General features: G+C 65.9%; 24 protein-coding genes. 12 read left to right on the forward strand and 12 right to left on the reverse strand.

Going from position 1 to position 22,133, the window contains the following annotated elements; all coding sequences use genetic code 11:
• Positions 1-153: 153 nt before the first annotated feature.
• Positions 154-795, reverse strand: a complete 642-nt coding sequence (locus HL666_RS12275; RefSeq protein ID WP_172114198.1) for a glutathione S-transferase family protein — start codon at positions 793-795, stop codon at positions 154-156.
• A 194-nt stretch (positions 796-989) separates the two neighbouring features.
• Here HL666_RS12275 and HL666_RS12280 point away from each other — a divergent pair, with 194 nt between their 5' ends.
• Positions 990-1,439, forward strand: coding sequence for a Rieske (2Fe-2S) protein (locus HL666_RS12280; RefSeq protein ID WP_172181635.1), 450 nt, complete (start codon positions 990-992; stop codon positions 1,437-1,439).
• A 385-nt stretch (positions 1,440-1,824) separates the two neighbouring features.
• Here the strand turns inward: HL666_RS12280 and HL666_RS12285 are convergent, their stop codons facing one another.
• The 6 genes from HL666_RS12285 to HL666_RS12310 all read right to left on the reverse strand — a co-directional run bounded on the left by HL666_RS12285 (position 1,825) and on the right by HL666_RS12310 (position 6,352).
• Entirely contained in the window at positions 1,825-2,064 is a 240-nt protein-coding gene (locus tag HL666_RS12285) for a hypothetical protein (protein WP_172181637.1), read from the reverse strand.
• A 20-nt stretch (positions 2,065-2,084) separates the two neighbouring features.
• Positions 2,085-2,402: a hypothetical protein gene (locus HL666_RS12290; RefSeq protein ID WP_172181639.1), complete on the reverse strand. Its 318-nt coding sequence runs from the start codon at positions 2,400-2,402 to the stop codon at positions 2,085-2,087.
• On the reverse strand, positions 2,399-3,136 hold the full coding sequence (locus HL666_RS12295; protein ID WP_311975757.1) for an ankyrin repeat domain-containing protein: 738 nt from the start codon (positions 3,134-3,136) through the stop codon (positions 2,399-2,401). Before HL666_RS12295 ends, HL666_RS12290 begins: the two co-directional genes overlap by 4 nt.
• Positions 3,137-3,215: 79 nt before the next feature.
• Entirely contained in the window at positions 3,216-4,862 is a 1,647-nt protein-coding gene (locus tag HL666_RS12300) for a nitroreductase family protein (RefSeq protein WP_172181643.1), read from the reverse strand.
• Between the two features lie 319 nt (positions 4,863-5,181).
• Positions 5,182-5,385, reverse strand: a complete 204-nt coding sequence (locus HL666_RS12305; RefSeq protein ID WP_172181645.1) for a hypothetical protein — start codon at positions 5,383-5,385, stop codon at positions 5,182-5,184.
• Positions 5,386-5,389: 4 nt separating this feature from the next.
• Positions 5,390-6,352: a PDR/VanB family oxidoreductase gene (locus HL666_RS12310; RefSeq protein WP_172181647.1), complete on the reverse strand. Its 963-nt coding sequence runs from the start codon at positions 6,350-6,352 to the stop codon at positions 5,390-5,392.
• A gap of 255 nt (positions 6,353-6,607) precedes the next feature.
• Here HL666_RS12310 and HL666_RS12315 point away from each other — a divergent pair, with 255 nt between their 5' ends.
• Positions 6,608-7,768 (forward strand): PcfJ domain-containing protein, encoded by a 1,161-nt coding sequence (locus HL666_RS12315; RefSeq protein ID WP_172181649.1) that lies wholly within the window; start codon positions 6,608-6,610, stop codon positions 7,766-7,768.
• Between the two features lie 40 nt (positions 7,769-7,808).
• Here the strand turns inward: HL666_RS12315 and HL666_RS12320 are convergent, their stop codons facing one another.
• Positions 7,809-9,089, reverse strand: a complete 1,281-nt coding sequence (locus HL666_RS12320; RefSeq protein WP_172181651.1) for a gallate dioxygenase — start codon at positions 9,087-9,089, stop codon at positions 7,809-7,811.
• 132 nt (positions 9,090-9,221) lie between these two features.
• Here HL666_RS12320 and HL666_RS12325 point away from each other — a divergent pair, with 132 nt between their 5' ends.
• Complete coding sequence (locus HL666_RS12325) at positions 9,222-10,178, forward strand: LysR family transcriptional regulator (protein ID WP_172133525.1); 957 nt, start codon at positions 9,222-9,224, stop codon at positions 10,176-10,178.
• Between the two features lie 41 nt (positions 10,179-10,219).
• Positions 10,220-10,939: a class I SAM-dependent methyltransferase gene (locus HL666_RS12330; RefSeq protein WP_172114081.1), complete on the forward strand. Its 720-nt coding sequence runs from the start codon at positions 10,220-10,222 to the stop codon at positions 10,937-10,939.
• Positions 10,940-10,974: 35 nt separating this feature from the next.
• Here HL666_RS12330 and HL666_RS12335 read toward each other — a convergent pair whose 3' ends face one another.
• Positions 10,975-11,454: a VOC family protein gene (locus HL666_RS12335; RefSeq protein ID WP_172114082.1), complete on the reverse strand. Its 480-nt coding sequence runs from the start codon at positions 11,452-11,454 to the stop codon at positions 10,975-10,977.
• 383 nt (positions 11,455-11,837) lie between these two features.
• Between HL666_RS12335 and HL666_RS12340 the strand changes: the two genes are divergently transcribed.
• Positions 11,838-12,734, forward strand: coding sequence for a peptidoglycan-binding protein (locus tag HL666_RS12340; RefSeq protein WP_172114083.1), 897 nt, complete (start codon positions 11,838-11,840; stop codon positions 12,732-12,734).
• Positions 12,735-12,854: 120 nt separating this feature from the next.
• Positions 12,855-13,556: a peptidoglycan-binding domain-containing protein gene (locus tag HL666_RS12345; protein WP_172114084.1), complete on the forward strand. Its 702-nt coding sequence runs from the start codon at positions 12,855-12,857 to the stop codon at positions 13,554-13,556.
• Between the two features lie 148 nt (positions 13,557-13,704).
• On the opposite strand, the gene HL666_RS12350 is transcribed toward HL666_RS12345, so the two are convergent.
• Positions 13,705-14,097: a hypothetical protein gene (locus tag HL666_RS12350; protein WP_172181002.1), complete on the reverse strand. Its 393-nt coding sequence runs from the start codon at positions 14,095-14,097 to the stop codon at positions 13,705-13,707.
• Between the two features lie 415 nt (positions 14,098-14,512).
• Here HL666_RS12350 and HL666_RS12355 point away from each other — a divergent pair, with 415 nt between their 5' ends.
• The 5 genes from HL666_RS12355 to HL666_RS12375 all read left to right on the forward strand — a co-directional run bounded on the left by HL666_RS12355 (position 14,513) and on the right by HL666_RS12375 (position 18,883).
• Positions 14,513-15,121 (forward strand): nuclear transport factor 2 family protein, encoded by a 609-nt coding sequence (locus tag HL666_RS12355; RefSeq protein ID WP_172114085.1) that lies wholly within the window; start codon positions 14,513-14,515, stop codon positions 15,119-15,121.
• Between the two features lie 165 nt (positions 15,122-15,286).
• Positions 15,287-15,850 (forward strand): hypothetical protein, encoded by a 564-nt coding sequence (locus HL666_RS12360; RefSeq protein ID WP_172181653.1) that lies wholly within the window; start codon positions 15,287-15,289, stop codon positions 15,848-15,850.
• A 236-nt stretch (positions 15,851-16,086) separates the two neighbouring features.
• Positions 16,087-17,130 carry an aromatic ring-hydroxylating dioxygenase subunit alpha gene (locus HL666_RS12365; RefSeq protein ID WP_172181655.1) on the forward strand — a complete coding sequence of 348 codons (1,044 nt, stop codon included), beginning with the start codon at positions 16,087-16,089 and terminating at the stop codon, positions 17,128-17,130.
• A gap of 5 nt (positions 17,131-17,135) precedes the next feature.
• Complete coding sequence (locus HL666_RS12370; RefSeq protein ID WP_172114088.1) at positions 17,136-17,891, forward strand: GntR family transcriptional regulator; 756 nt, start codon at positions 17,136-17,138, stop codon at positions 17,889-17,891.
• A gap of 11 nt (positions 17,892-17,902) precedes the next feature.
• On the forward strand, positions 17,903-18,883 hold the full coding sequence (locus tag HL666_RS12375) for a PDR/VanB family oxidoreductase (RefSeq protein WP_172181657.1): 981 nt from the start codon (positions 17,903-17,905) through the stop codon (positions 18,881-18,883).
• A gap of 12 nt (positions 18,884-18,895) precedes the next feature.
• Here the strand turns inward: HL666_RS12375 and HL666_RS12380 are convergent, their stop codons facing one another.
• On the reverse strand, positions 18,896-19,549 hold the full coding sequence (locus HL666_RS12380; protein WP_172114090.1) for a hypothetical protein: 654 nt from the start codon (positions 19,547-19,549) through the stop codon (positions 18,896-18,898).
• 135 nt (positions 19,550-19,684) lie between these two features.
• Entirely contained in the window at positions 19,685-20,719 is a 1,035-nt protein-coding gene (locus HL666_RS12385) for a uroporphyrinogen decarboxylase family protein (RefSeq protein ID WP_172181804.1), read from the reverse strand.
• A gap of 153 nt (positions 20,720-20,872) precedes the next feature.
• Here HL666_RS12385 and HL666_RS12390 point away from each other — a divergent pair, with 153 nt between their 5' ends.
• Positions 20,873-22,066: an acetate/propionate family kinase gene (locus HL666_RS12390; protein WP_172181659.1), complete on the forward strand. Its 1,194-nt coding sequence runs from the start codon at positions 20,873-20,875 to the stop codon at positions 22,064-22,066.
• Positions 22,067-22,133 lie beyond the last annotated feature (67 nt).

Raw genomic sequence — 22,133 nt, forward strand, 5'->3', positions numbered from 1 at the left:
GTCATTCCGGGGCGCGCGCAGCGCGAGCCCGGAATCCATCACCACAGTCAGTCGTGACACGGGAGAGATGGATTCCGGGTTCGCGCTGCGCGCGCCCCGGAATGACGAGAGGAGAGAATCCGCTTCAACGCAAACAGTACGATGGGGACAAGCCTACTCGCTCACCTTCCCCAGCGCCGCCGGATTGTAGCCCTCTTCCCGCAGCACCCGCTGAACCACCGGTCGCGTCAGCATTCGCCGGTAGTGTGCGAGCAGGTTGGCGGGCAGCGCGATGCCGGTCTTGTCGGCCCAGAATTCCACATAGAACAGGATCGGATCGGCCACGGAGAAGTCGCCGCCGAGATAGGGCCGCTCGCCGAGCATCCTGCTCAGGATGGCGAAGCCCTTCACCACGATGTTGCGCCCGAGCGCGCGGACCGACTCCTGATCAGCTTCGTTGCGGCTGAAGGTCGGGGTGGCGAAGATGCGGGCGAAGCCGTGGCCGTGCACGGTGCCGGCGATGTAGGTCATGGCCTCGAGCAGGCGCGTTTCGGTCTCGATGTCCGAGGGCCACAGCCTGGCGCGCGGCCGCGACCGGCCGAGCCAGTAGGCGATCGCCGGCACCTCGGTCAGCACGCTGCCGTCGCCGCGTACCAGGGCGGGAATCGTGGATTTCGGATTGATCGCGACGTAGTCGGGCTTGAAATTGTCGCCGGCCGGAAGGTTGACGATGTAGGCCTCGAACACCTCCTCCAGCTCTTCGAGAATGATGTGGATGCCGGTCGAGCACGAGCCCGGCGTCATGTAGAACTTCATCGCGGCCATCATCGTCTCCTCACCGACATCGTCCGTACGACATCGCGGCATGCGGCACGCTTCATGCAAAGATCGGGACAGTTTCGACGATGATGCGCCGTGGTCCGACGATCCGGGCCACCGCCGTCAGGTTTGCGACAGGAGACGTCATCACGATCCAGGGCTCCCGTCGCGCCGTTCAGGGAGATCCGCGCATGACGGAACGCGAGCCGGAAGTCTTCGTGATCTGTCCGACCACGAGCATCGCGCGGGGCGAAGCCAAGGCATTCAGCCTGTCGCGGATCGGCGACAATGGCGAGGCGCGGCCGTTCCCGATCGTGATCGTCCACACGGCAGCCGGCGGCTTCGTCGGCTACGTCAACGCCTGCCCGCATGAGGGCAAATGGCTGAACATCGGCAGCGGCCAGTTCTTCAACGCGGAGCACACGCTGCTGCGCTGTGGTCGGCACGGTGCGACCTTCGAGATCGACACCGGCCTGTGCAACACAGGGGCGTGCGCAGGTCAGAGCCTCGAGCCGATCGCCCTTGCCGTGATCGACGGCGACATCTGCCTGTGTGGTGTCGTCCTGGTGGAGGATCTCAGCTTCCCCGATCCGTTCGACGATCTCGACGAGACCATGGAGATCATGATCCATCCGGATTGAAGGGGATGAGTCTGATTTTGAAGGATCACTCCTCCTCTTGGCCGATTGGGACGTAAGCTCTTGAGGCGAGGGCGGTCCGCTCCCTCTCCCCGTTCTTCACGGGGAGAGGGTTGGGGTGAGGGGCAGCCACACGGTCAGACTTTCTTGTCATCTGACACCTTGTAGGTCGCATCGAAGATGCGATGGCGCTCCCTCGATCCTCTGTCATGAGGCCGTATGTCGTTGGATGGTGTTGACACCGCCCGTGCCGCTGCCCCTCACCCCAGCCCTCTCCCCGTGAAGGACGGGGAGAGGGAGCGCGGCGTCGCTTGGGGTGGTCGCACGGCTTGATTCATCAAGTCCGGCAGGAGGACGTCGCTACCCGCGAAATACGCACTCCTTGCCGTCAGAACCCATCTGCCTTCTTGCCCCAGGGATGGCTGCCCGGCACCAGGGGCGCCTTAATGCCGGCCTTTTCGACATCGGCCTGCGTCTTGAAGAAGGTCGCCTCGTGCACCAGCGTGCCGTTCTTGGTGGTGACGGCGACATAGCGCGCCACCGTATCGATGTCGCACAGATAGCCGCCGCCGGGATCGGCGGCGCTGCGCAGATTGCCATCCCAGTCCACGAAGAAGCCGTCACTCATGTCGTTCTCCACCTCGAAAGTCATTCGGTTTGCGGTTGATCGGCGACCAGCCGCGCATAGGCGCGCGCGACGATCGCCTGGCATTGCAGCAGGCGCGCATGCTCGGCCTTGCCGATGCTGATCGTCTCGCTGCCTTCGTCGGTGGACGCGGTCGCCGCCTGCAGCGCCTCGAACAACGCTTTTTCGAGCTGGTAGATGCGCTCGCTGGCGCGCTCCAGATAGGGGATCGGGTTGGCACGGACATTCGCCTCATGCAGCGCATCGAGGCTGAGCAGCGTCCGGAAGCGGCGTTCGACCTGTCGCTGCTGGATCCCGAAATCGTGCTCGATGACGGTCATGGCCGAACCTCGGCTGTCGGTGCCTTGGCTGCTCTGGCCGCATTTCGCAGCAAGGTCAGGCATTCCAACGACGCGGCCATGTCGAGCGCGGAAAAGCCGTCGAGCGTCTCGGTGCCGATATTGGCGCCCTTGGCCAGCAGATGCGCGACCACATCGGCTCTGCCGGAGGAGGACGCATACATCAGCGCGGTGGCCCCGTTGTCGTTGCTGTTGTCGACATCGATGCCGGCCTCGACCAGTGCGTCGATGGCGTCGAGATGCCGGCCGACACAGGCGAGCCACAGCGCATTGTTGCCGTCGGCATTTTTCGCGGAGATGTCGGCGCCCGCAGCAAGCAGCTCGCGGATGACGGCGACGTTGCCGAGATGCGCGGCCTTCATCAGCGGCGTGGTCCGATTGGCAATGATGGCGTCGACGTCGTCGGCCGGAAATCCCTGCGCTGACAGCCATGCCGCCAGGCTCGGGCCGACCTGTGCGGCGCCGCTGCGCGCCGGGCGATGCTGCCGCCACGCCTCGTAGCCGCCGTCGAGGCTGTAGACCTCCGTGAAGCCGAAATCGGAGAAGGTCTGCGCGTACTCCTGGCTGGCATGGCCGTGATAGCAGTAGATCAGGATCGGCGTGCGCCGCGTCGTGCCGGCGATCAGCTCCGACAGATTGCGCTGTGTGAGGTGTTGCGCCCCCGCGAGGTGTCCGGCAGCGAACGCGGCCTGGTCGCGGACGTCGAAGCGCAGCACGTCGTCGCGCTGCAGCAGCTCGGCCGCCTGGCCGATGTCGATGCGCTGGAACGGAACACGCGGTTTCATGGCCATCCTTTCATGGCAGGACTCCCACCTCATTGCGCGTGCGGCCTGGATAGGCCGGCAGCGTCGTGATGCGATCGTCGGTCAGGGGACGGCCGACGGTGAAGTGATAGAGGGTCTGGAACTGAGAGCCGACGATGCCGAGCATCTCGTGCACGGCGTCGTCGAAGTAGCACCCGATGCCGGTGCCGCGCAGGCCGGCCGCCTCGGCTTCGAGATAGAGCGCGTGACCGATCAGCCCGGCTTCCCAATGCAGTTGGCGATAGCGCCACGGATTGTCGGCGACCAGCGGCGTGAACTCGGCGAGCATCGCCACCGTCAGGCAACTGTCGCCGGCAATGGCTTGGTGACAGCTCGCGGTGCGGATCACGCCGCGGCTGTCTGTCGGCAGCAGATGAAACAGCGGCAGGTGATCGGGGGCGCCCTCGACGCGGTGCCAGTCGAAATCGGGGCGCAGCGCGCGGCGCAGCCGGCTGTCCGCACCCTCGCTGCGCGGCAGCGCATAGAGCCCCGGCGTCATGCCTTCGACGCGATGCACGAACAGCAGCGGATGCAGCCGCGGCGCGTAAGGCCAGGCGTTCCACGGCGGCCTGGCATGCGGCAGCAGCGCATCGAGCAGCTCATGGAGCGCGCCTGCTGTCATCGTGAACCTGGCGTCGAAGCGTTGCGCGCTGCGGCGATTGAGGATGAGCTCGGCCGCGCGCGTTGCTGGTCGCGGTGTCCGCGGCGGGCAGGGTGGAGGGGCCGCGACGGCGTCCTGCGCCGCGCCGGCCGTCGCCGCGCTCACCTCGGGGATGATGGGCCAGCGATAGAGCGGATGCCGGTCGAGCCGGTTGGCCGTGCCCTTCCAGACATCGGCGACCGCGTCGGCGGCGAGGGGAAGGGCATCATGCGTCGGCGGACCGGCGTCGCGCGGCGTGATCGCAATCAGCACGTCCGCATCCTCGGCCTCGACGCCGGCGAAATCGCTGGCACGATCGAGACCCAGGATGGCGGCAAGCTGCGTGCCGCCGACGCCTTCGATTACATGCGCATGCCAGCCGAGCGCGGCCGCCGCGTAGCTGATGGCGCCGAGCGCGTGGCCGAGGTCGAGCTGGCAATAGCGGAAGGCGCGCTCGCCGTATTTCCACGCCTCGCGCCAATGGATCGAGGACAGGCCGAGCCACAGCCGAGGGGCGCCTGACGATGCGGCGCCGTGCCAGCTTCGCTGCTCCAGCACATGATCGCGGCTCACATAGTGATGCAGGCCGTCGCTGATCCCTGCGATGGCTTCGCTGATCACATAGGCCTCGGTCGGATGCAGATTGCCGCTCGAGGGATTGCAGCGCAGCGCCCAGCGGTCGGGACCATGCTCCTTCCAGGCCGCGAGCCCGAACGACAATTCCAGCAGCAGCGCGACGCTGTCGACGGTGAGCGGTTGGATCGCCGCCGTGCCCTCGCAGGCTTCGGCAAAACTCGCGGCGAGACGATCGGAGGTCAGAGGCAGATGGGTGCGCGGACTGCCGGCGAATTCGCGAAACGGATTGGGCTGTGCGTCCCAGTCCAGCGTCTCCGGTCCCGCTGCATAGCGCTTCAGATGATGCTTGGTGCGGGCGTGATAGGCGAGCGCGATGTCGGCGGCGGCAGGCAGCCTGGCCGCGCTGGACGGTGACACGGACATGGTTCCTCACAAGGCGCGATGTCGGAAGTCGCGCATGCTGGATGGTCGATGGGCGACCAGATGTGGCTGAGCAAATTTCGTTCCGGAAGACCGACCTTTCTCCGCTCGTCATTCCGGGATGCGCCCGCTTGGGCGCAGGCCCGGAATCCATAACCACGGCTGGTGGATATGGATTCCGGGCTCGCCGCTTGCGCGTCGCCCCGGAATGACGATGGGGAAGCAGGTCGCATATGATCGGCAGATCGGTGGATACTGTAACGACCGCGATCGTGTGCGAATCCGGACAGAGCGCCTTGCGGGCTCTGTCCGTTTTTCGACATCAATGCCGATGCGCGCTGCGCGACGCAGTGGTCTCGATCAGCACGGCGACCTTGGCCGCGATCGACAGCCACGCCTGATGCGCGTCGATCTTGTGGCCCAGTTTGAAACTGTCAGCCATGCGGGTCGCAAAGGCCGGCCCGTCGCTGCCGTGTTGTTCCGCGATGATCCACGCGGTCTGCCAGAGATCCGTTTCGGTGATCACGGTGCTAGAGATCCAGCACCACCCTGTCGCCCTTGCCGCGCGACACGCAGGGCAGGAAGTAGCCCTCGGCGCGCTGCGCCGCCGACAGCCGCTTGTCGCGATGATCGATCTCGCCCTCGACGACCCTTGTCTTGCAGGTGCCGCACATCCCCTGCTCGCAGGAGGTCGCGATCTTGACGCCGTTCTCCTCGAGGAAGGCGGTGACGGTCTTGTCGCCCGGGATCTTGAAGGTTGCGCCGGTGCTCTTGATGGTGACGTCGAACACCTTGTCGAGCAGCGCGGCCGCAGCCTTTGCGGTGAAGCGCTCGACATGGATGCGCTCCTCGGCAAAGCCCTTCTGCTTGGCCTGGGCGATGATCGGATCCATCCACCAGTCCACGCCGCAGATGAACAGCTGGGTGTCGTCGGGACGGTCGGCCAGCAGCTCTGCCGCCTTCAGCAGCTGATTATCCTCGGTCGCTTCCTTGTAATATTTGGTATCGGCGGCAAACGCCGAGGCGTCGATCCGGCCGCGGAAGGAATCCGGCGACATCAGCGCGAACACGTAGTGCAGCTCGAACGGAATGGCCTTGGCCTTCAGCGTGTCGGCGATCGACAGGATCGGCGTCACGCCGATGCCGCGCGCGACGAGCAGCGCGCGCTTGGTGTCCTTCGGGATCTTGAACCGGTTGCGCGGGCGGCTGACCTGCAGCCGGTCGCCCTCGTTGATGTCGAGGTGCAGCGCCTTGGAGCCGCCGCGGCTGTTCGCATCCTTCCAGACGCCGATGCAGTAGCGGTTGCGTTCGGACGCGCTGTTCAGCAACGAATATTGCCGCGTCACGCCGTTCGGCAGGGTGACGTCGATATGGCTTCCCGGAGTGAAGCCGGGCAGTGGCTGATCGTCGGCCGGGACGAGCTCGAACGAGGCCATGTTGTGCGCCTCGATGGCTTTCTTTGCCACGACGACGGTGTGCAGACTGTCGGACATCTGACAACTCCATGGAGCAACCCGGCTGACAAGGAGACGATGCAAGGAGAAGGCCAATTGGCCGCGCCCGCCGCGTGCCGCAGCTTTTGCGCTTGCGCTCCTAGCTGATGAGATGTATGAGCGTCGCCCGTTTCAACTCCAGATGCGTTCAACGCGAGAGGCCACCAGCCATGTCAAGTCCACTGTGCGCGACACGATCCGTGCCGACGCTCGCAGTGCGTCCGGCTGATAGTCCCTCTTTGATGTTGAACGACAATGGCCAGGTCATTGATCGCGCGCCGGCAGGAGGCCGAGCGCGCACGGGTTGAAGCCTATGAGCTGACGCTGCGCCGTGTGGCGCGGCCGACGCGTCCGCCGCCGGACCTGCACAATGCGATCCGTGAGGCGGAACGTGGCTTCGCTGCCGACACCATCCGCGACCCTGCGAGCTGGAAGCCGAAGCTGAAGACGCGCGATCCCGCGCGTCTGCGGCTGGCGGCCGCACGGCATCTGTTCGCGCTCTATCCGGTCGCTCCGCACCTGGAGCAGGTCTGGATCGACGCGACCGGGCTCGACCGCGCCGAGACGGAGTTGCGTAAGCGCTGGTACGTCGTTGCCGCCGGCGGCGGCTCGCTGTACAAGGCGGGCGCGTCGACGTTGTTGTCGCGCAAGGAGGTTCACGCCTTCCTCAACCCGCTCGGCACGGTCGGCTTCGACGAGGCGATCTGGCAGGCGATCGCGCGCTCCACCACCGATGATCCCGCCCTGGTGTCGCGGATCACGCGGTCCAGGATCGTGCGGACGCCGCGCGGCGAGCTCGCCTTCTGGCGCGAGGCAGCGCAGTTCTTCTGCGCGCAGCCGACGACTGTCGAGGAGATCGACGATCTCTGCGACTACATTGCCGACCGCCGCCGGCGCGAGCGCAAGTTCAGCCTGAAGGGGCGCTCGCTTGCGGCGTTGCGTCGTCTGATGCAGGCCTGGCATCGCGACCTCGCGGTGGTCGCACGCATCGAGGCGGCGCGGCGCCGCGCGGAGCTGGCGCGTCATCGCTCGGCCGGAGAGGCGGATCTCACCGTGCATTGGCCGGGCGCCCAGCTGGCGGACTGGTCGTGGAGCCTGTCAGCCAAGGCATCCGCCAAGCGCGACGAGTATGTGATCACGCAGCTGCGCACGGCGGAGTCGTTGGTCGCGGAGTCCCGAGCCATGCGGCACTGCGTCTCGAGCTACGCGGCGAAGTGCATCGCCGGATTCGCCTCGATCTGGTCGCTGCGTTACCGCCGTCCCGGCAACGTCGATCGGCTGCTGACGATCGAGCTCGATCGGCAGCACCGCGCGGTGCAGGTGCGCGGCTTCGCCAACCGCCCGGCGCATCCGGACGAGCGCAAGGTGCTGGAGCGCTGGGCCAAGGCGCGCGGCATCATCCTGCTCGAGACATGACCTGCGTCGCTCCTCGTGGGCGGCGCAGGCCGTGCGTGTCTCAATGCGCGTCGATCGCGTCGGCCTTGGCGCCGCCGGCGACCGAATAGCGCATTGGCACCTTGCGCGTCTTGAGGAAGGCCTCCAGGGTCTCGCCGCGAAAGGCGGCATAGACCTCCGGGTTGGAGACGCCGATCACGGCGGCCATCTTCTCCAGCACGAAGAAGCTCACGCCACGTCTGATCATCTCGATCCATCTGCGGTTCCTGATCAGCTCGCGCTCCTCTGCCGTCAGCTCATATTGGTCCGCGAGCGCGTCGAATTCCTCAACAAATCTCTCGCGGTGCGCGGGGATGACGAGGCGGTGCAGGAAGTCGTTGATGCGGAAATTGCCCTGGCTGCGGCCATGCGTGAACGGATAGGTGCCCGCCAGCGTCTCGGCGCCCTGCAGCTCGTGGCCGATATGCGCGCGATAGGCCGCGATCTCCTGCGCATCGGGCGCGTCGCCGAGATCCTCGAACACCAGCGTTGCGATGTTGGTAACCGACGGCGCATAGGTCTGCTTGTGCACGAGCCTGACCTGGTCGGAAAGCGCGCCGCGCATGATCAGCCACATGATCACCTCGGCGCCCTCCATGCCGCCCTTGATCACGTAGTCGGCGATCCGCATCGCGGTCAGCTTCGCCGGGTCCTTCTCCAGCAGATCGAGGAATTCGCGGTCCCAGTCTTCGTTGAGGAAACCGGCGCGCTCGCCATGCACCTGGTGCGACAGCCCGCCGGTGGCGAAGATCGCGACGTTGAGATCCTCCGGATAGCTCTCGATCGCCTTGCGCAACGTCCTGCCCAGCTTCCACATGCGCTTCGCGTTGGGGATCGGCAGCTGCAGCACGCCGACCTGCAGCGGGACCACGCTGCCCGGCCACGGGCCGCTCGCGTCGCCCATCATCGACAGCGGCGAGAGCAGGCCGTGATCGACCGGCTTGCCCTGGAAGAACGACATGTCGAACTCATCGGCCACCATCGCCATGGCGATGTGCTGCGACAGGCCGAGATGCCCCTTGGCGGGCGGCACGTCACGCGGCCCGCCGCCTTCGTCGGCCGCGACGTAGCGATCGTCGATGCCGAGCGCGAAGGCCGAATAGTGGTCGAAGAAGAACGAGGTGATGTGGTCGTTGTAGATCATGAACAGGACGTCGATGTCCTTGCGCTTGACCCAGTCGCGCACGGCGTCGAAACCGTCGAAGATCGGCTTCCACGCCGGATCTTTCTGCTTGTGGGTGTCGAGCGCGAAGCCGATCGTTGGCGAGTGCGACGCGCCGATGCCGCCGATGATCCGGGCCATGTGTCCCTCCTCGAATGCGGGCCGCATCAGGCAATGACGCGCGGCCGCGCCTCGACCTTACGAAGTTTCCCCTGTTAGACAACAATGCTAGTGTGCACGGATCGTTTCTCCCAATGAACGAGCGGGCGCGAGATGAAGTGGCGGATCGAGGACATTCCGGTTTTCCATGCCGTGGTGGCGACCGGAGGCATGACCGGCGCCGCGCGCTCTCTCGGCATGCCGAAATCCTCGGTCAGCAAATCGGTCGCACGGCTCGAGCAGGATCTCGGCATTCGCCTGTTCGACCGCAACTCGCGGCGCGTTCGCGTCACCCGCGAGGGCGAGCTGTTCTTCCAGCAATGTCAGAAGATCCTCGACCAGGTCTTGGAAGCCGATGCCGTCATGACCGGGCTGGTCGGCGTGCCCAGCGGCCGGCTGTCGGTGGCGCTGCCGCCGGCGTTCTGCGAGGAGATCCTGGCGCCCAAGCTCGCCGAATTCCATCGCCGCTATCCGCGCATCGAGCTCGACGTCGAGGCGACCACGCGGGCCATCGACATGCTCGCGGATCGTTTCGACATCGCGGTCGTCGTTGGCGTGCAGGAGGATTCGGAGCTGGCGCAGAAGGTGCTGATCGGCGGCCGCCTGATCTGGGTGACGAGCCCTGTTTATCTTGCCGCGCATGACATCGGCGACGACGTCCGCGCCCTCGAGCGCCATCTCATGATCTGCGAGCGGCGCTATGGCGACCGCACCCTGATGATCAAGCAGCACGGTCATCTCGTCCGCTTCGACGTTGGACCGCATGTCGCGCGCATCAACAACCCTCTCGCCGTGCGCCGCGCCGTCGCCCATGGCGCCGGCGTCTCGTTCCTGCCGGAGCATTATTGCGTCGAGCTGCTCGGCGAGGGCCGCCTCGTCGAGATCGGCAGGGAGGTCGTGTTCGATACCCGTGCCGCCCAGCTCACCGCGATCTTCCCGAGCCGGAAGCTGATCTCCTCGCGCGCCCGGGCCTTCCTCGATTTCCTCGAGGAGATCTGCGCCGAGCCCGCGCGCGGCGGCGCGGCGCCTGCAATGAAATCGTCACATGACTTCCCTCGCGAAGGCGTCTAAGACGCGCGGCTCTTGAAGCGATCCGTCCGACGAGGGCTGTCATGACCATGCGTGAGCGATGGGAAGATCAGGCCGGCCAGTGGCTCGCCTGGGCGAGGGCGCCGGGGCACGACAGCTTCTGGCGTCACCATGGCGAGCAGTTCAGCCGCCTGCTGCCACCGCCCGGAGAACTCACGCTCGACATCGGTTGCGGCGAGGGCCGGCTGTCCCGGCAGCTCAAGTCCGGAGGGCACCGGGTCATCGGCCTCGATGCCTCGCCATCTCTGATCGCCGCGGCCAGACAGAGCGATCCAACCATTGCCGTCATCCGCGCCGATGCGGCTTCGCTGCCGCTGGCGGATGCCTGCGCCGACCTCGCGATCGCGTTCATGTCGCTGCAGGACGTCGACGCCATGCCGGCGGCCGTCCACGAAGCGGCGCGGGTGCTGCAGCCGGGCGGCCGGCTCTGCATGGCGATCGTCCATCCGCTCAATTCGGCCGGACGATTTGCGGGCCTGGCGGCGGACGCACCGTTCGTCATCCAGGGAAGCTATCTGGACTCTTTCACCTACAGCGATCCGGTCGAGCGCGACGGTCTCAGCATGACCTTCCACAGCGCGCATCGCCCGCTGCAGAGCTACTTTGCGGCGCTGGAGCAGGCAGGCTTCCTGATCGAGGCCCTGCGCGAGCCGTCGACGCCCGAGGCGATCATCACCCGCGACAGTAGCCGGCGTTGGCTGCGCGTGCCCCTGTTCCTGCATCTGCGCTGCCTGCGCCCGTGAGACGGAGCGCCGCGGCGCTCCGTCTCACCACGTACTCATCCCCGCCGCGCCGCCTCGATCGCGGCGACGTCGATCTTGTGCATCGTCATCATCGCGGCGAAGACGCGCTTGGCCACCTCGCCGCCTTCGGCCATGGCGTTGGTCAGCACGTGCGGGGTGATCTGCCAGGAGAGGCCCCATTTGTCCTTGCACCAGCCGCAGGCGCTTTCCTGGCCGCCATTGCCGACGATGGCGTTCCAGTAGCGATCGGTCTCGGCCTGGTCGTCCGTCGCGATCTGGAACGAGAAGGACTCATTGTGGGTGAACATCGGGCCGCCATTGAGGCCGATGCAAGGGATGCCGCACACGGTGAATTCCACGGTCAGCACGTCGCCCGCCTTGCCGGAGGGATAGTCGCCGGGCGCGCGGTGCACGGCGCTCACATGGCTGTCGGGAAAGACTTCGGCATAGAAGCGCGCGGCCGCCTCTGCGTCCTTGTCGTACCACAGACAGATCGTGTTCTTGTGCTTTGCCATTGTGAGTTCCCTTCAATTCCCGGTGCAGGCCGCGCATCGCGCGATGCGGGGCGGTGTGCTGTGCTCAGGCCAGCGCGTCGTCGATCTGGCTGATCCAAGGACGGTGTCGGGCTGCACCATCCGACACGCACGGCCGGCGGTTGGGAAAAATAAATTCTCAAGATCCCCGACCGAACATCACCTTGGCGCGACCAAAGGTTGAAGCCGGCTCGAAACGCCCCCGGCGCGATCGTCGCCATCGGCCGATCAGCCGGTCTGCGTCGATCGGAGAGCCGGAAGTGTCGCGCTGCAGCAATCGCCTGCAGCGGCACCCCATGCCGGCGTCGGGTGTGACTGTTTCGAAGATCGTTTCTCGTGTGACATTCTTTTCGGGAGTGTTTGCGATGCGCATCGTCTCTGTTGTCCGCAAGGTTGCTCCACGTTGCTATCCCAACTACTTGAAGGCGTTCGAAGCCGGCGACGAGCTGTTCGAGCGCTTCAAGATCGACACGCCGCTGCGCATCGCGCACTTCCTGGCCCAGGCGCTGTACGAGACCGGGCGGGGCACCGTTCTGTTCGAAAGCCTCAAATACAAGACCGCGGCGCGGCTGCTGGAGATCTTCGGCGTCGGACACCACAGCGCGGCGATTCGGCCCGACGAGGTCGATCAGTACCTCAACAATGACCGCGCCTTGGCCGAACGGGTCTACGGCCTGGGCAATCCGAAGAAGGCGAAGGAGCTCGGCAATACCAAGCCGGGAGACGGCTACAAATATCGCGGCGGCGGCCTGCTGCAGACCACGGGCGGGGCCAACTACGCCAGAATGGGCAAGCTCACCGGCGTCGACTTCTACGCCGATCCCGATCTGATCGTGTCTCCCGAGGCAGCGTTGCTGCCGGCGCTGCACGAATGGGACGAGGGCGGCCTCAACCGCTACGCCGACCAGAACGATATCCGCAGGATCACGCGCATCATCAATGGCGGCTACAATGGCCTGAGCGGGCGAACCGATCTGTTCGAGACCATCTGGGCCATCGTCGGCAAGGCCGGAGCCCTCGATGTGGCCTGGAAGGCGGCCACAGCCTCCGATGAGACCCGAGAGCTTCAGGAGGCGCTGAATGATCTCGGAGCTACGCCGGCGCTGGTGGTCGACGGACGCTATGGCCCGGCCACGGCGCAGGCGGTCGAGTGGTTCCAGGCGCATGCCAAGATTCCGGTGGACGGCAATGCCGGTGTGGTGACGCAGGCGGCACTCGGACTTCGCTTGAATGCGCGGCCGACGTCGGATCGCGCCGCCTAGCGCGGCGCTGGATCCGAGGTTCGATCCCACGCGTCGCGTTTCTTTTTTTGGCCGCGCTCGCGTCTCGACGCGACGCGCGCAGCTTTCATGACGCGGTTTTCAGAGGCAGGAGGGATATCGATGACCGACGGCGAGAAGATGCTGCAATTGGCAAAGACGCGGATTGGCGAGAAGTACGTCAATGTATGCGTGCCGAAGAACAACAGGAACTGGCATGGTCCGTGGGACTGCGCCGAGTTCATGTCGTGGCTGGTCTATCAGGTCGGGGGATTTCTCTATGGCTGCGTCGATGACAAGGCCAATCCCGCGACGGTCGAGGCCTATACCGGCGCCTGGAAGACGGACTCGGAGCGGCTCGGCAAACGCATTCCGTGGCAGCAGGCCGCGTCGACCGTCGGCGCCGTCCTGCTTCGCTATCCGCCCGGTCCAGGCATGATGGGGCACATCGTGGTGTGCGACGGCAAGGGCGGCACGGTCGAGGCCATGGGCACGGCCTATGGCGTCCGCGCGGGCAAGGTCTCCGGCCGGCATTGGGACACGGGTGTCCTGCTGCCGAACTTCACCTATCGCGAGGCGGGAGATGAGCTGGAGCTGGAGGAGCCGACCAAGCTCTATGCGATCGGCCGGCCCGACATGAAGGCCTCCGTCATCAAGGATATCCAGCGCGCCTTGCGCGATCTCGGCTTCAATCCGGGCCCGATCAACGGCGAGTACAACGATCTCACCGTGGCCGCCGTCGCAGCCTTCCAGGCGACCAAGGGCCTCATCGTCGATGGCCAGGTTGGTCCGCAGACGGCCAAGCGACTGAAGATCGACCTCTAGCATGCGGCGGCCGCTTGTGCGGCCCCTTGCGCGCATCGGCTGATCAGGGGCAGGGCGTCGAGCCCTGAACGCGTCGGGCGTCCCGTTTTCTTCGGAGCCGAAGCGCGTCCGGGTGATCTCGACCATGGAGAGCCGTCGCGCACCGCCATCAGTGCGCGTCGGCCCCGCTGGCCTGTCGTCGCCTCGTGCGACTTTGTTGTTGCGTTTTTTCAGAAATCATGCTTTTCTCCCCGCAACCCGCCTCGAGCAGAGGGACGTACGCGTCGTCACGAACGTTGAGGTGGGTGGCGATGGACGTGACGGCCGTGCCAGACGAGCGCGAGCCGTTGCGGACGGCGAAGTCGTGTGGTCCTGGCCTCTCGACGCTGAGGTCAAGTTCGCGGTCGTTGCTGTGACGGCACGCGCGGGCGATGGGGGCAAGAGAGCCGATCCCCAGGGAGAGCACGAAGGACACCGTAACACCATCGCGCGGGGAAGGCCGGGATGTTCCGGCCAAACCTGTGGTGACTGCCGCCTGCTTTCTTTTCTGCAGGCGGGCCATGGGGGCGGCAGGCTCCCGGCCTTCTCCGCGCCCTCTCACATTCTGGAGGGACAACATCGATGCATCACTCGGGCACGCCGTGCCGCGAGAGGGCGATGACGTGCCGTCAAAGACTCGTCTCGATATTTGTCTCCACTCGATATTTGTCTTCATGAGCCGTGTAATGAAAGGCGCCAGCCAAAGCCTCCGCCGTCGTCCCGGCCTTGAGCCGGGACCCATAACCCCAGGGAGAGGTTTGAGGCACGATAGTCGATCGATCCCGCCAGGCCTCGACGGGCCGGTGGCTATGGGTCCCGGCTCAGGGCCGGGACGACACCGATGATGATGCGCGGTCCGGGCAGCCATGAGCTGCCGTGACTTTGCAGAGCTGCTGCGATCCCGTATTCAGCAGCGATAACGCAAAGAGGAAACCGTCATGACCAAGACCGCCGCCGAGATCGAGGACGACCGTCAGATCCGCGAGCTGCTGCAGAACTGGGCGATCTGGCGCGATGCGGGAGATTGGGAGCGCTTTCGCTCCGTGTGGCATCCGGACGGACGGATGATGGCGACGTGGACGCAGGGCACAGGCGACGAGTTCATCGAGATCAGCAAGGCGGCCTGGGCGAAGGGCGTCAACATCCTGCACTTCCTCGGCGGCATCTCGGTCGATCTCGCAGGAGCCCGCGCGATTGCGCAGACCAAGATGACGATCTCGCAGCGCGCCGAGGTCGAGGGCGTCGCGTGCGACGTGCTCTGCACCGGCCGCTTCTACGACTTTCTCGAAAAGCGCGCGGGGAGATGGGGCATCGTGCTGCGCCAGCCGATCTACGAGAAGGACCGCATGGACCCGGTCACTCCGGGCGCGGTGCCGGCGCTCGATCGCGCGCTGCTGGAGCAGTTTCCGGTCGGCTATCGGCATCTTGCTTATTTGCAGACCCGCATCGGCTACACGGTCAAGCGCGACATGCCGGGATTGAAGGGACCGGAGGTCGAGGCGCTGTATGCGCGCGGCGCGGCATGGCTGGAGGGTGCTCCGCTGTGAGCACTGAACCGCTCATCACCTCGCCGCGACGGATGGGGTTCAGCCGGGGCCGTGGCGCCCGGGCGGCGGGTGGTGAAGGGGGTCTGCATGTCGAAGACGATGGTGGCGGTGGCGTGTCTTGGTGTTCTTTCCTCCCTCCCTTCGTCATTCGCGCAAGCTTCGTCGATGCCGGCGCCGACACGGCGCCAGTCGAATGCACGGAAGGACAACGTCGAGGATGCCGCCTGCCGCACGCGTCTGAACGGGCTGTTCGCGCGCAAGGCGGATACCCTGACCTTGATGCCGGAGGGCGGCAAGGCCGAGGCCTATCGCGGCAGCCGCGCGGCCTGCGATGGCGACGATATCGAGAAGTGCGGCGTCTACGACCTGCTGCGGGACTTCCCGGCGATCGATGCCTTCGTCGTCTCCAAGTCGCTCTACGAGTGCGGCGAGTATCAGTTGGTCAGCCGGCGCAGCGGCAACGTTACCGTCACGTCCGAGGTGCCCCGGCTGTCGCCGTCAGGACGATGTCTGCTCTCGATCGACAACAGCGACGTCTGCGAGCGCAAATACGACGTCGCGATCTGGTCGGCGCAGTCTGATCCGCCGAAGCTCGAGTTCCGTTACAAGGCCAAGCCATACGAAAACTGGGAGGTGGCGGGGTGGGACGCCGATGACCGGCTGAGGCCGCGCGCCGAGGTGAGCACCGACAAAGGCGCTTACATCAGGACGCCGAGTGCTCCGCCATGATGGCAACTGGAAGCTCGTGCCCGGGAAGCGGGTGAGCCAGCCGAAATGATGGGTTCCCATCAGTTTTTCGACTGGGAACGGCCGAGGAGATGTTCCATGTTGGTATGCCAGAGGGGGTTTGTATACCAAAATGAGCGTCAAGCCGCAAATTAACGCGTGTTCTTGTCAGATGCGGGCGCTCGCTGTATACAATGATCTGCAGAGAGTATACTAAAATACCAGCAGAGGACACGCCCATGGTCGCTTCCTTCCCCATGAATGCCTGGTACGCCGCTGCCTGGGACGCCGAGGTGAAGCAAGCGCTGCTGCCGCGGACGATCTGCGGCAAGCACGTCGTGATGTACCGCAAGGCCGACGGCTCCATCGCCGCGCTCGAGGATGCGTGCTGGCATCGGCTGGTGCCGTTGTCGAAGGGCCGGCTCGAAGGCGATACCGTCGTCTGCGGCTACCACGGACTGAAGTTCAGCCCGCAGGGGCGCTGCACCTTCATGCCGTCGCAGGAGACGATCAATCCTTCCGCTTGCGTGCGGGCCTATCCGGCCGTCGAGCGCCATCGCTTCATCTGGCTGTGGATGGGGGATCCGGCGCAGGCCGATCCCGCTGATATCCCCGACATGCACTGGAATCACGATCCCGCCTGGGCGGGCGACGGCAAGACCATCCAGGTCAAATGCGATTACCGCCTGGTGGTCGACAATCTGATGGACCTGACGCACGAGACCTTCGTGCACGGCTCGTCGATCGGCAACGACGCGGTGGCGGAAGCGCCGTTCGACGTCACCCATGGCGAGCGCACCGCGACGGTGACGCGCTGGATGCGGGGCATCGAGCCGCCGCCGTTCTGGGCCAAGCAGCTCGGCAAGCCTGGGCTCGTCGATCGCTGGCAGATCATCCGTTTCGAGGCGCCTTGCACGGTGACCATCGATGTCGGCGTGGCGCCGGCCGGGACGGGCGCGCCGGACGGCGATCGCTCGCAGGGCGTCAACGGCATGGTGCTCAACACCATCACGCCGGAGACCGACAAGACATGTCACTATTTCTGGGCGTTCGCCCGTAACTATCGGCTCACCGAGCAGCGACTGACCACCGAGATCCGCGAGGGCGTGTCGGGCATCTTCCGAGAGGACGAGCTGATTCTGGAAGCGCAGCAGCGCGCGATGGATGAGAACCCGGGGCGCGTCTTCTACAATCTCAACATCGATGCAGGCGCAATGTGGGCGCGGCGGATCATCGACCGGATGATCGCACGTGAGACTCCACTGCGCGAAGCCGCGGAGTGAATGGAATGGCAGAGCGTGAGAACGAGCGCTCGATCTCGCAGACCGTCCGGGCCCAGCTCACGCTGCGCGACCTGATCCTGACCGGCGGCTTGCGGCCTGGCGAACGGATCTCGGAGCTGCAGGCGGTGGAAGCCGCCGGCGTCTCGCGCACGCCGGTGCGGATGGCCCTGGTTCGGCTGGAGGAGGAGGGGCTGCTCGAGGCCATTCCGTCCGGCGGCTTCATGGTCAAATCGTTCTCCGAGCGTGACGTCCTCGATTCGATCGAGGTCCGCGGCACGATGGAAGGCCTCGCCGCGCGGCTGGCCGCCGAGCGCGGCGTGTCCGTGCGCGACACCGAGCCGATGCGTGAGTGCCTCGCCCAGATCGACGAGCTGATCGCGCCGCAGGAGATCTCCTTCGATGCGTTCTCTGCCTATGTCGCGCTGAATGCGCGTTTTCATGCGCTGCTGGCCGAGCTCTCGCGCAGCCCGCCGGTGATCCGCCAGGTCGACCGCGCCAGCGCGCTGCCGTTCGCCTCGCCGAGCGGCTTCGTGATGGCGCAGTCGGCGTTGCCGGAAGCGCGCCACATCCTGGTGGTCGCGCAGGAACATCATCGCATCGTCATCGACGCGATCGAGAATCGCGAGGGCGCGCGCGCCGAGGCCGTCATGCGCGAGCACGCCCGTCTCGCCGCCCGCAATCTGCGGCTGGCGGTCAAGGCCCGCGGCCCGATGGATCTGGTGCCGGCCGCCGTTCTGATCAAGGCATCGAACCCGAGCTGACGGAGACGATCATGCGCTTCCAGGACAATTGGTCGCCGGCAACCCTGGTCTCGACGCGGGACCTCGCGGCCGGAATTCGCGAGTTCATCCTGCGGCCCGACGACTACGCCTGCGCACCCTATCCGGTCGGCAGCCACATCAAGGTCAGCGTCCTCGTCGGCGGCCAGCCGGATGTGCGCTCCTATTCGCTGGTCGGCGATGCCGATCCGCGGGGCTACCGGATCGCGGTGCGCTTTGCCGAGGATTCGCGTGGCGGCTCGCGCTATCTGTGGTCGCTGCAGCAGGGCGCGCGGCTGGAGGTGACGAGCCCCACCTCGCTGCTGCAGGTCGACTGGCAGCGGCCGCATTATTGTCTCGTCGCCGGTGGCATCGGCATCACGCCGCTGGTCGGTGCGGCGCAGGCGCTTATCCGCAAGACGCCGAACGTATCGCTGCACTACGCGGTGAGATCGCAGGACGATGCGGCGTATCTCGAGGAGCTCTCTTCGTTGCTCGGCGACAGGCTTGCCGTCTATGCGGCCGACCAGTCGCAGCGGCTGGACCTGTCCGGCCTGTTTGCGGGTCTGCCGGCCGGCGCCGCGGTGCTGTTCTGCGGCCCGATGCGAATGCTGGATGCGGCGCGCAGCGCCTGGGCGGCGTGCGGCCGTCAGCCTGCCGATCTCAGCTACGAGACGTTCGGATCATCAGGGCGGCTTTCGACCGAGCCGTTCAAGGTTCGCCTGCGCGATAGCGGCGAGGAGATCGTCGTGCCGCGTGACCGCTCGATGCTGGATGTGCTGAACGCCGCTGGCCACGAGGTCATGGCGGATTGCCGGCGCGGCGAATGCGGCGTCTGCGCCGTCGACGTGGTCGAGGTCGAGGGCGAGATCGATCATCGCGACGTGTTCTTCAGCGCCGAGCAGAAGCACGAGAGCCGCAAGCTGTGCGCCTGCGTCTCGCGCGCCCATGGCGTGGTGACGATCGATACGCTGGAGCGCGCCGACGCGCTGTGAGCGTTCGGCGGGCTATTTGTCGGTCAGGCTGACCGGCATTGCGGGCTGTGGCCTGGCGGTTTGCTTCCGGCCGGCCTGTTCCGCGGCAAGCGCCTCGCGCGCCGACTTGAGGCGCGCATCGGTATCCTTGTCGGCGAGCAGCGCGTCGGTGAGATTCGCCTCTGCGACATGGGCGGCCTCGGCAGCCGCCTTCGCCGCAGCGATGTTGGCGGGCGTGGGATTGGCCTTCGCCAGCGCATCGGCCGCGTTGCGCTCGGCCACCGCCTTCTCGTTGGCCGCCAGGGCGGCGTCGAGATTGGCGTCGGCGATCGTCTCTGCGGCATCGGCGGCGGCGAATGCCGCGGCGGCAGGGCTGGGCGCTGGAGGACGTGTCCTTGCCGTCCGCTCAGGAACAGGCGGCGGCTTGCTCACCGCCTGCGGAGCGGGCGGTGGCGGCGGCTGCACGGCAACGGGCGGCGGGCCGGGTTGCTGGATCGGAGGAGGCTGCAACGAGGGCATCGTCGGCACGAGCTCGAGCGGCACCATGCGCGCGAACGAGCTGCGCGCGTCGCGCAGCAGCCCGCCCATGACGTCGTCGATCGAATCGGCGCTTGCAGTCCCGCTGCAGGCGCAGCCGAGCAAGGCGATCGCACCGGCGACATGTCTCGACGTGATGCAGACGGCCATCGGAGCCTCCATTCCGACAGGATCGGCTCAGCCGACCCGGGGCATTCGTCGCCTGCCTTATTCCGGCAATGGGGTCGCAGGGTGGCGCCACCGTGGACGGCGCTGCCCGACATGCGTCACGTCGCCACATTGGCGTCAGGCGAGCTCCTCTCGCACCCGCGCCGCCGCGGCGCTCATCGCCTTCAATTTACCGAGGGCGGTCGCGCGCGGCAGATACTTCATGCCGCAATCCGGCGCCACGACGAGCCGCTCGGGGGCCACGACCTTGAGTCCGTTGCGGATGCGCTCGGTGATCACCGCCACCGGCTCGACCTCGGGATCGCCAAGATCGAGCACGCCGAGCACGATCGTTTTGGCCGAGAGATCCTTGAGAACGCCAAGGTCGAGCCGCGGCTGCGCCGCCTCGATCGCGATCTGCGTTGCGCAGCAGTCGGCCAGCTCGGTCAGAAAGGCGTATCCGCTCGGCTTGCTCGAGCCCGGCACGATGGCGGCATAGCCGAAGCAGACATGAACGATGGTCGGCACCGTGATCTGATCCAGCGCGCGGTTGATCGCCTTCACGGCGTAACGCCGCGCCCCCTGCGGATTGTTGCGCACCCACGGCTCGTCGAGCTGGATGACGTCCGCGCCGGCTCGCTGCAGATCGCGGGCCTCGGCATTGACGACATCGGCAAAGGCCATCGCGAGCGCCTCGTCGTCGCGATAGAAATCGTCTTGCGCCTGCTGACTCAAAGTGAACGGTCCGGGCAGAGTGATCTTGGCGGCGCGGGCGGTGCTGCGGCGGAGAAACTCCATGTCGCGCAGCTCGACGGGATATTTCCGCCGGATCGGGCCGGCGACGCGCGGTACCGGCGTCTTGATCCCGGATGGCGAGATGATGATCGCGGGATTGTCGGCATCGATGCCGTCGAGCGCGGTGGCGAAGCGATTGGAATAGCTCTCGCGGCGGATCTCACCGTCCGACACGATGTCGATCCCGGCCTGCTCCATGTCATGGATCGCGACGATCGTGGCGTCGTCCTGCGCTTCGTCGAGCAGCGGCCGCTGAATCCGCCACATGCCCTGCAACCGAATGCGGGGAACGGATTTGGAGAGCATGGCCCGATCGACCAGCCAGTCCGGCTGCGGGTAGCTTCCGACCACGGTGGTCGGCAGGAGATGTCGAGGCATGGTCACCGCAATGGTCCTCCTAAGTCTCGCCAAGCGAGCATCGGGCCATGATAATGCAACCTAGCGTTTTGTTTGTCTTTGGATCGTCATGAAAATGGGTCGTATTCTCTGCAATTTGACCGCTGGCGGCAGGCCGCCGAGAGACCGGGCGGGGTGACGATGCGACACGTCCTGACCCTCAATGCGGGCTCGTCCTCGATCAAGTTTGCATTGTTCGAGCAGGATGCCGAGCTGGTCGAAATCCTGCGCGGCCAGATCGAGGGACTGGGCAGCGCGGCGGCGAAGCTGACTGCGAAGTTGAATGACGGCATGGTTGTCGACGAACGGATCGGTGACGTCGACGCTGCCGATCATGAGGCGGCTCTCAGTCGCGTGCTCGACGTTCTGCAGCGCGCCATCGGTCGTGCCGCGGTCGACGCAGTCGGGCATCGCATCGTCCACGGCGGCCTTGCATTCACCGGACCGGTCGTCATCGAGAACGATGTCCTGCAACGGCTGGAGACGCTCGCCCCGCTGGCGCCGCTGCATCAGCCTCATAATCTCTCCGCCGTGCGAGCCGCGCAGCGTGCATTTCCCGATGCGCTGCAGGTCGGTTGCTTCGACACCGCGTTCCATCGCGCCCACCCCTGGGTGAACGATACCTATGCGTTGCCGCGCGATTTCTACGATCAAGGTATCCGGCGCTACGGCTTCCACGGCCTGTCCTACGAGTACGTGGTGTCGCGGTTGAAGGAGATTGCGCCGCAGGACGAGAAGGGCCGGGTGGTCGTGATGCATCTCGGCAATGGCGCCTCGATGTGTGCCATCCGCGACGGACGGAGCATCGGCTCGTCGATGGGCTTCACCGCTCTGGACGGCCTGCCGATGGGCACGCGCTGCGGGCAGCTGGATCCGGGCGTCGTGCTCTATCTGCTGCAGGAGCAGCGGATGACGGCCGAGGCGGTCGCCGATCTGCTCTACCATCATTCGGGTCTCAAGGGCTTGTCCGGACTGTCTCAGGACATGCGTGAGCTGGAGACGGCCGGAACGGCCGAGGCTCTTCAGGCGATCGAGTATTTCGTCGACCGGATCAGGCGCGAGCTTGGCGCAATGGCTGCGATCCTCTCCGGCCTCGACACGATCGTCTTCTGTGGTGGCATCGGCGAGCACGCATGGCGGATCCGGGCACGCATCTGCCAGAACTTCGAATGGCTCGGGATCGAGCTGGACGAGGGCAGGAATCGCGCGGGCGAAACCGTGATCTCCTCGGATCGCTCGCGCATCCGCGCGTTCGTGATCAACACCAATGAGGAGATGATGCTGGCACGGCATGCGGCGGGGTTGCTCGCCGAGCGCCGTAGCGGCTGACGGGGCCGGCCTGGCCTGCGGATTTGCCGCTTGCATGTCCTGGAATTTTGGTATCTCCAGGATGAAA

This window comes from Bradyrhizobium aeschynomenes (assembly GCF_013178945.1).
GTDB classification, from domain to species: Bacteria; Pseudomonadota; Alphaproteobacteria; order Rhizobiales; family Xanthobacteraceae; genus Bradyrhizobium; species Bradyrhizobium aeschynomenes.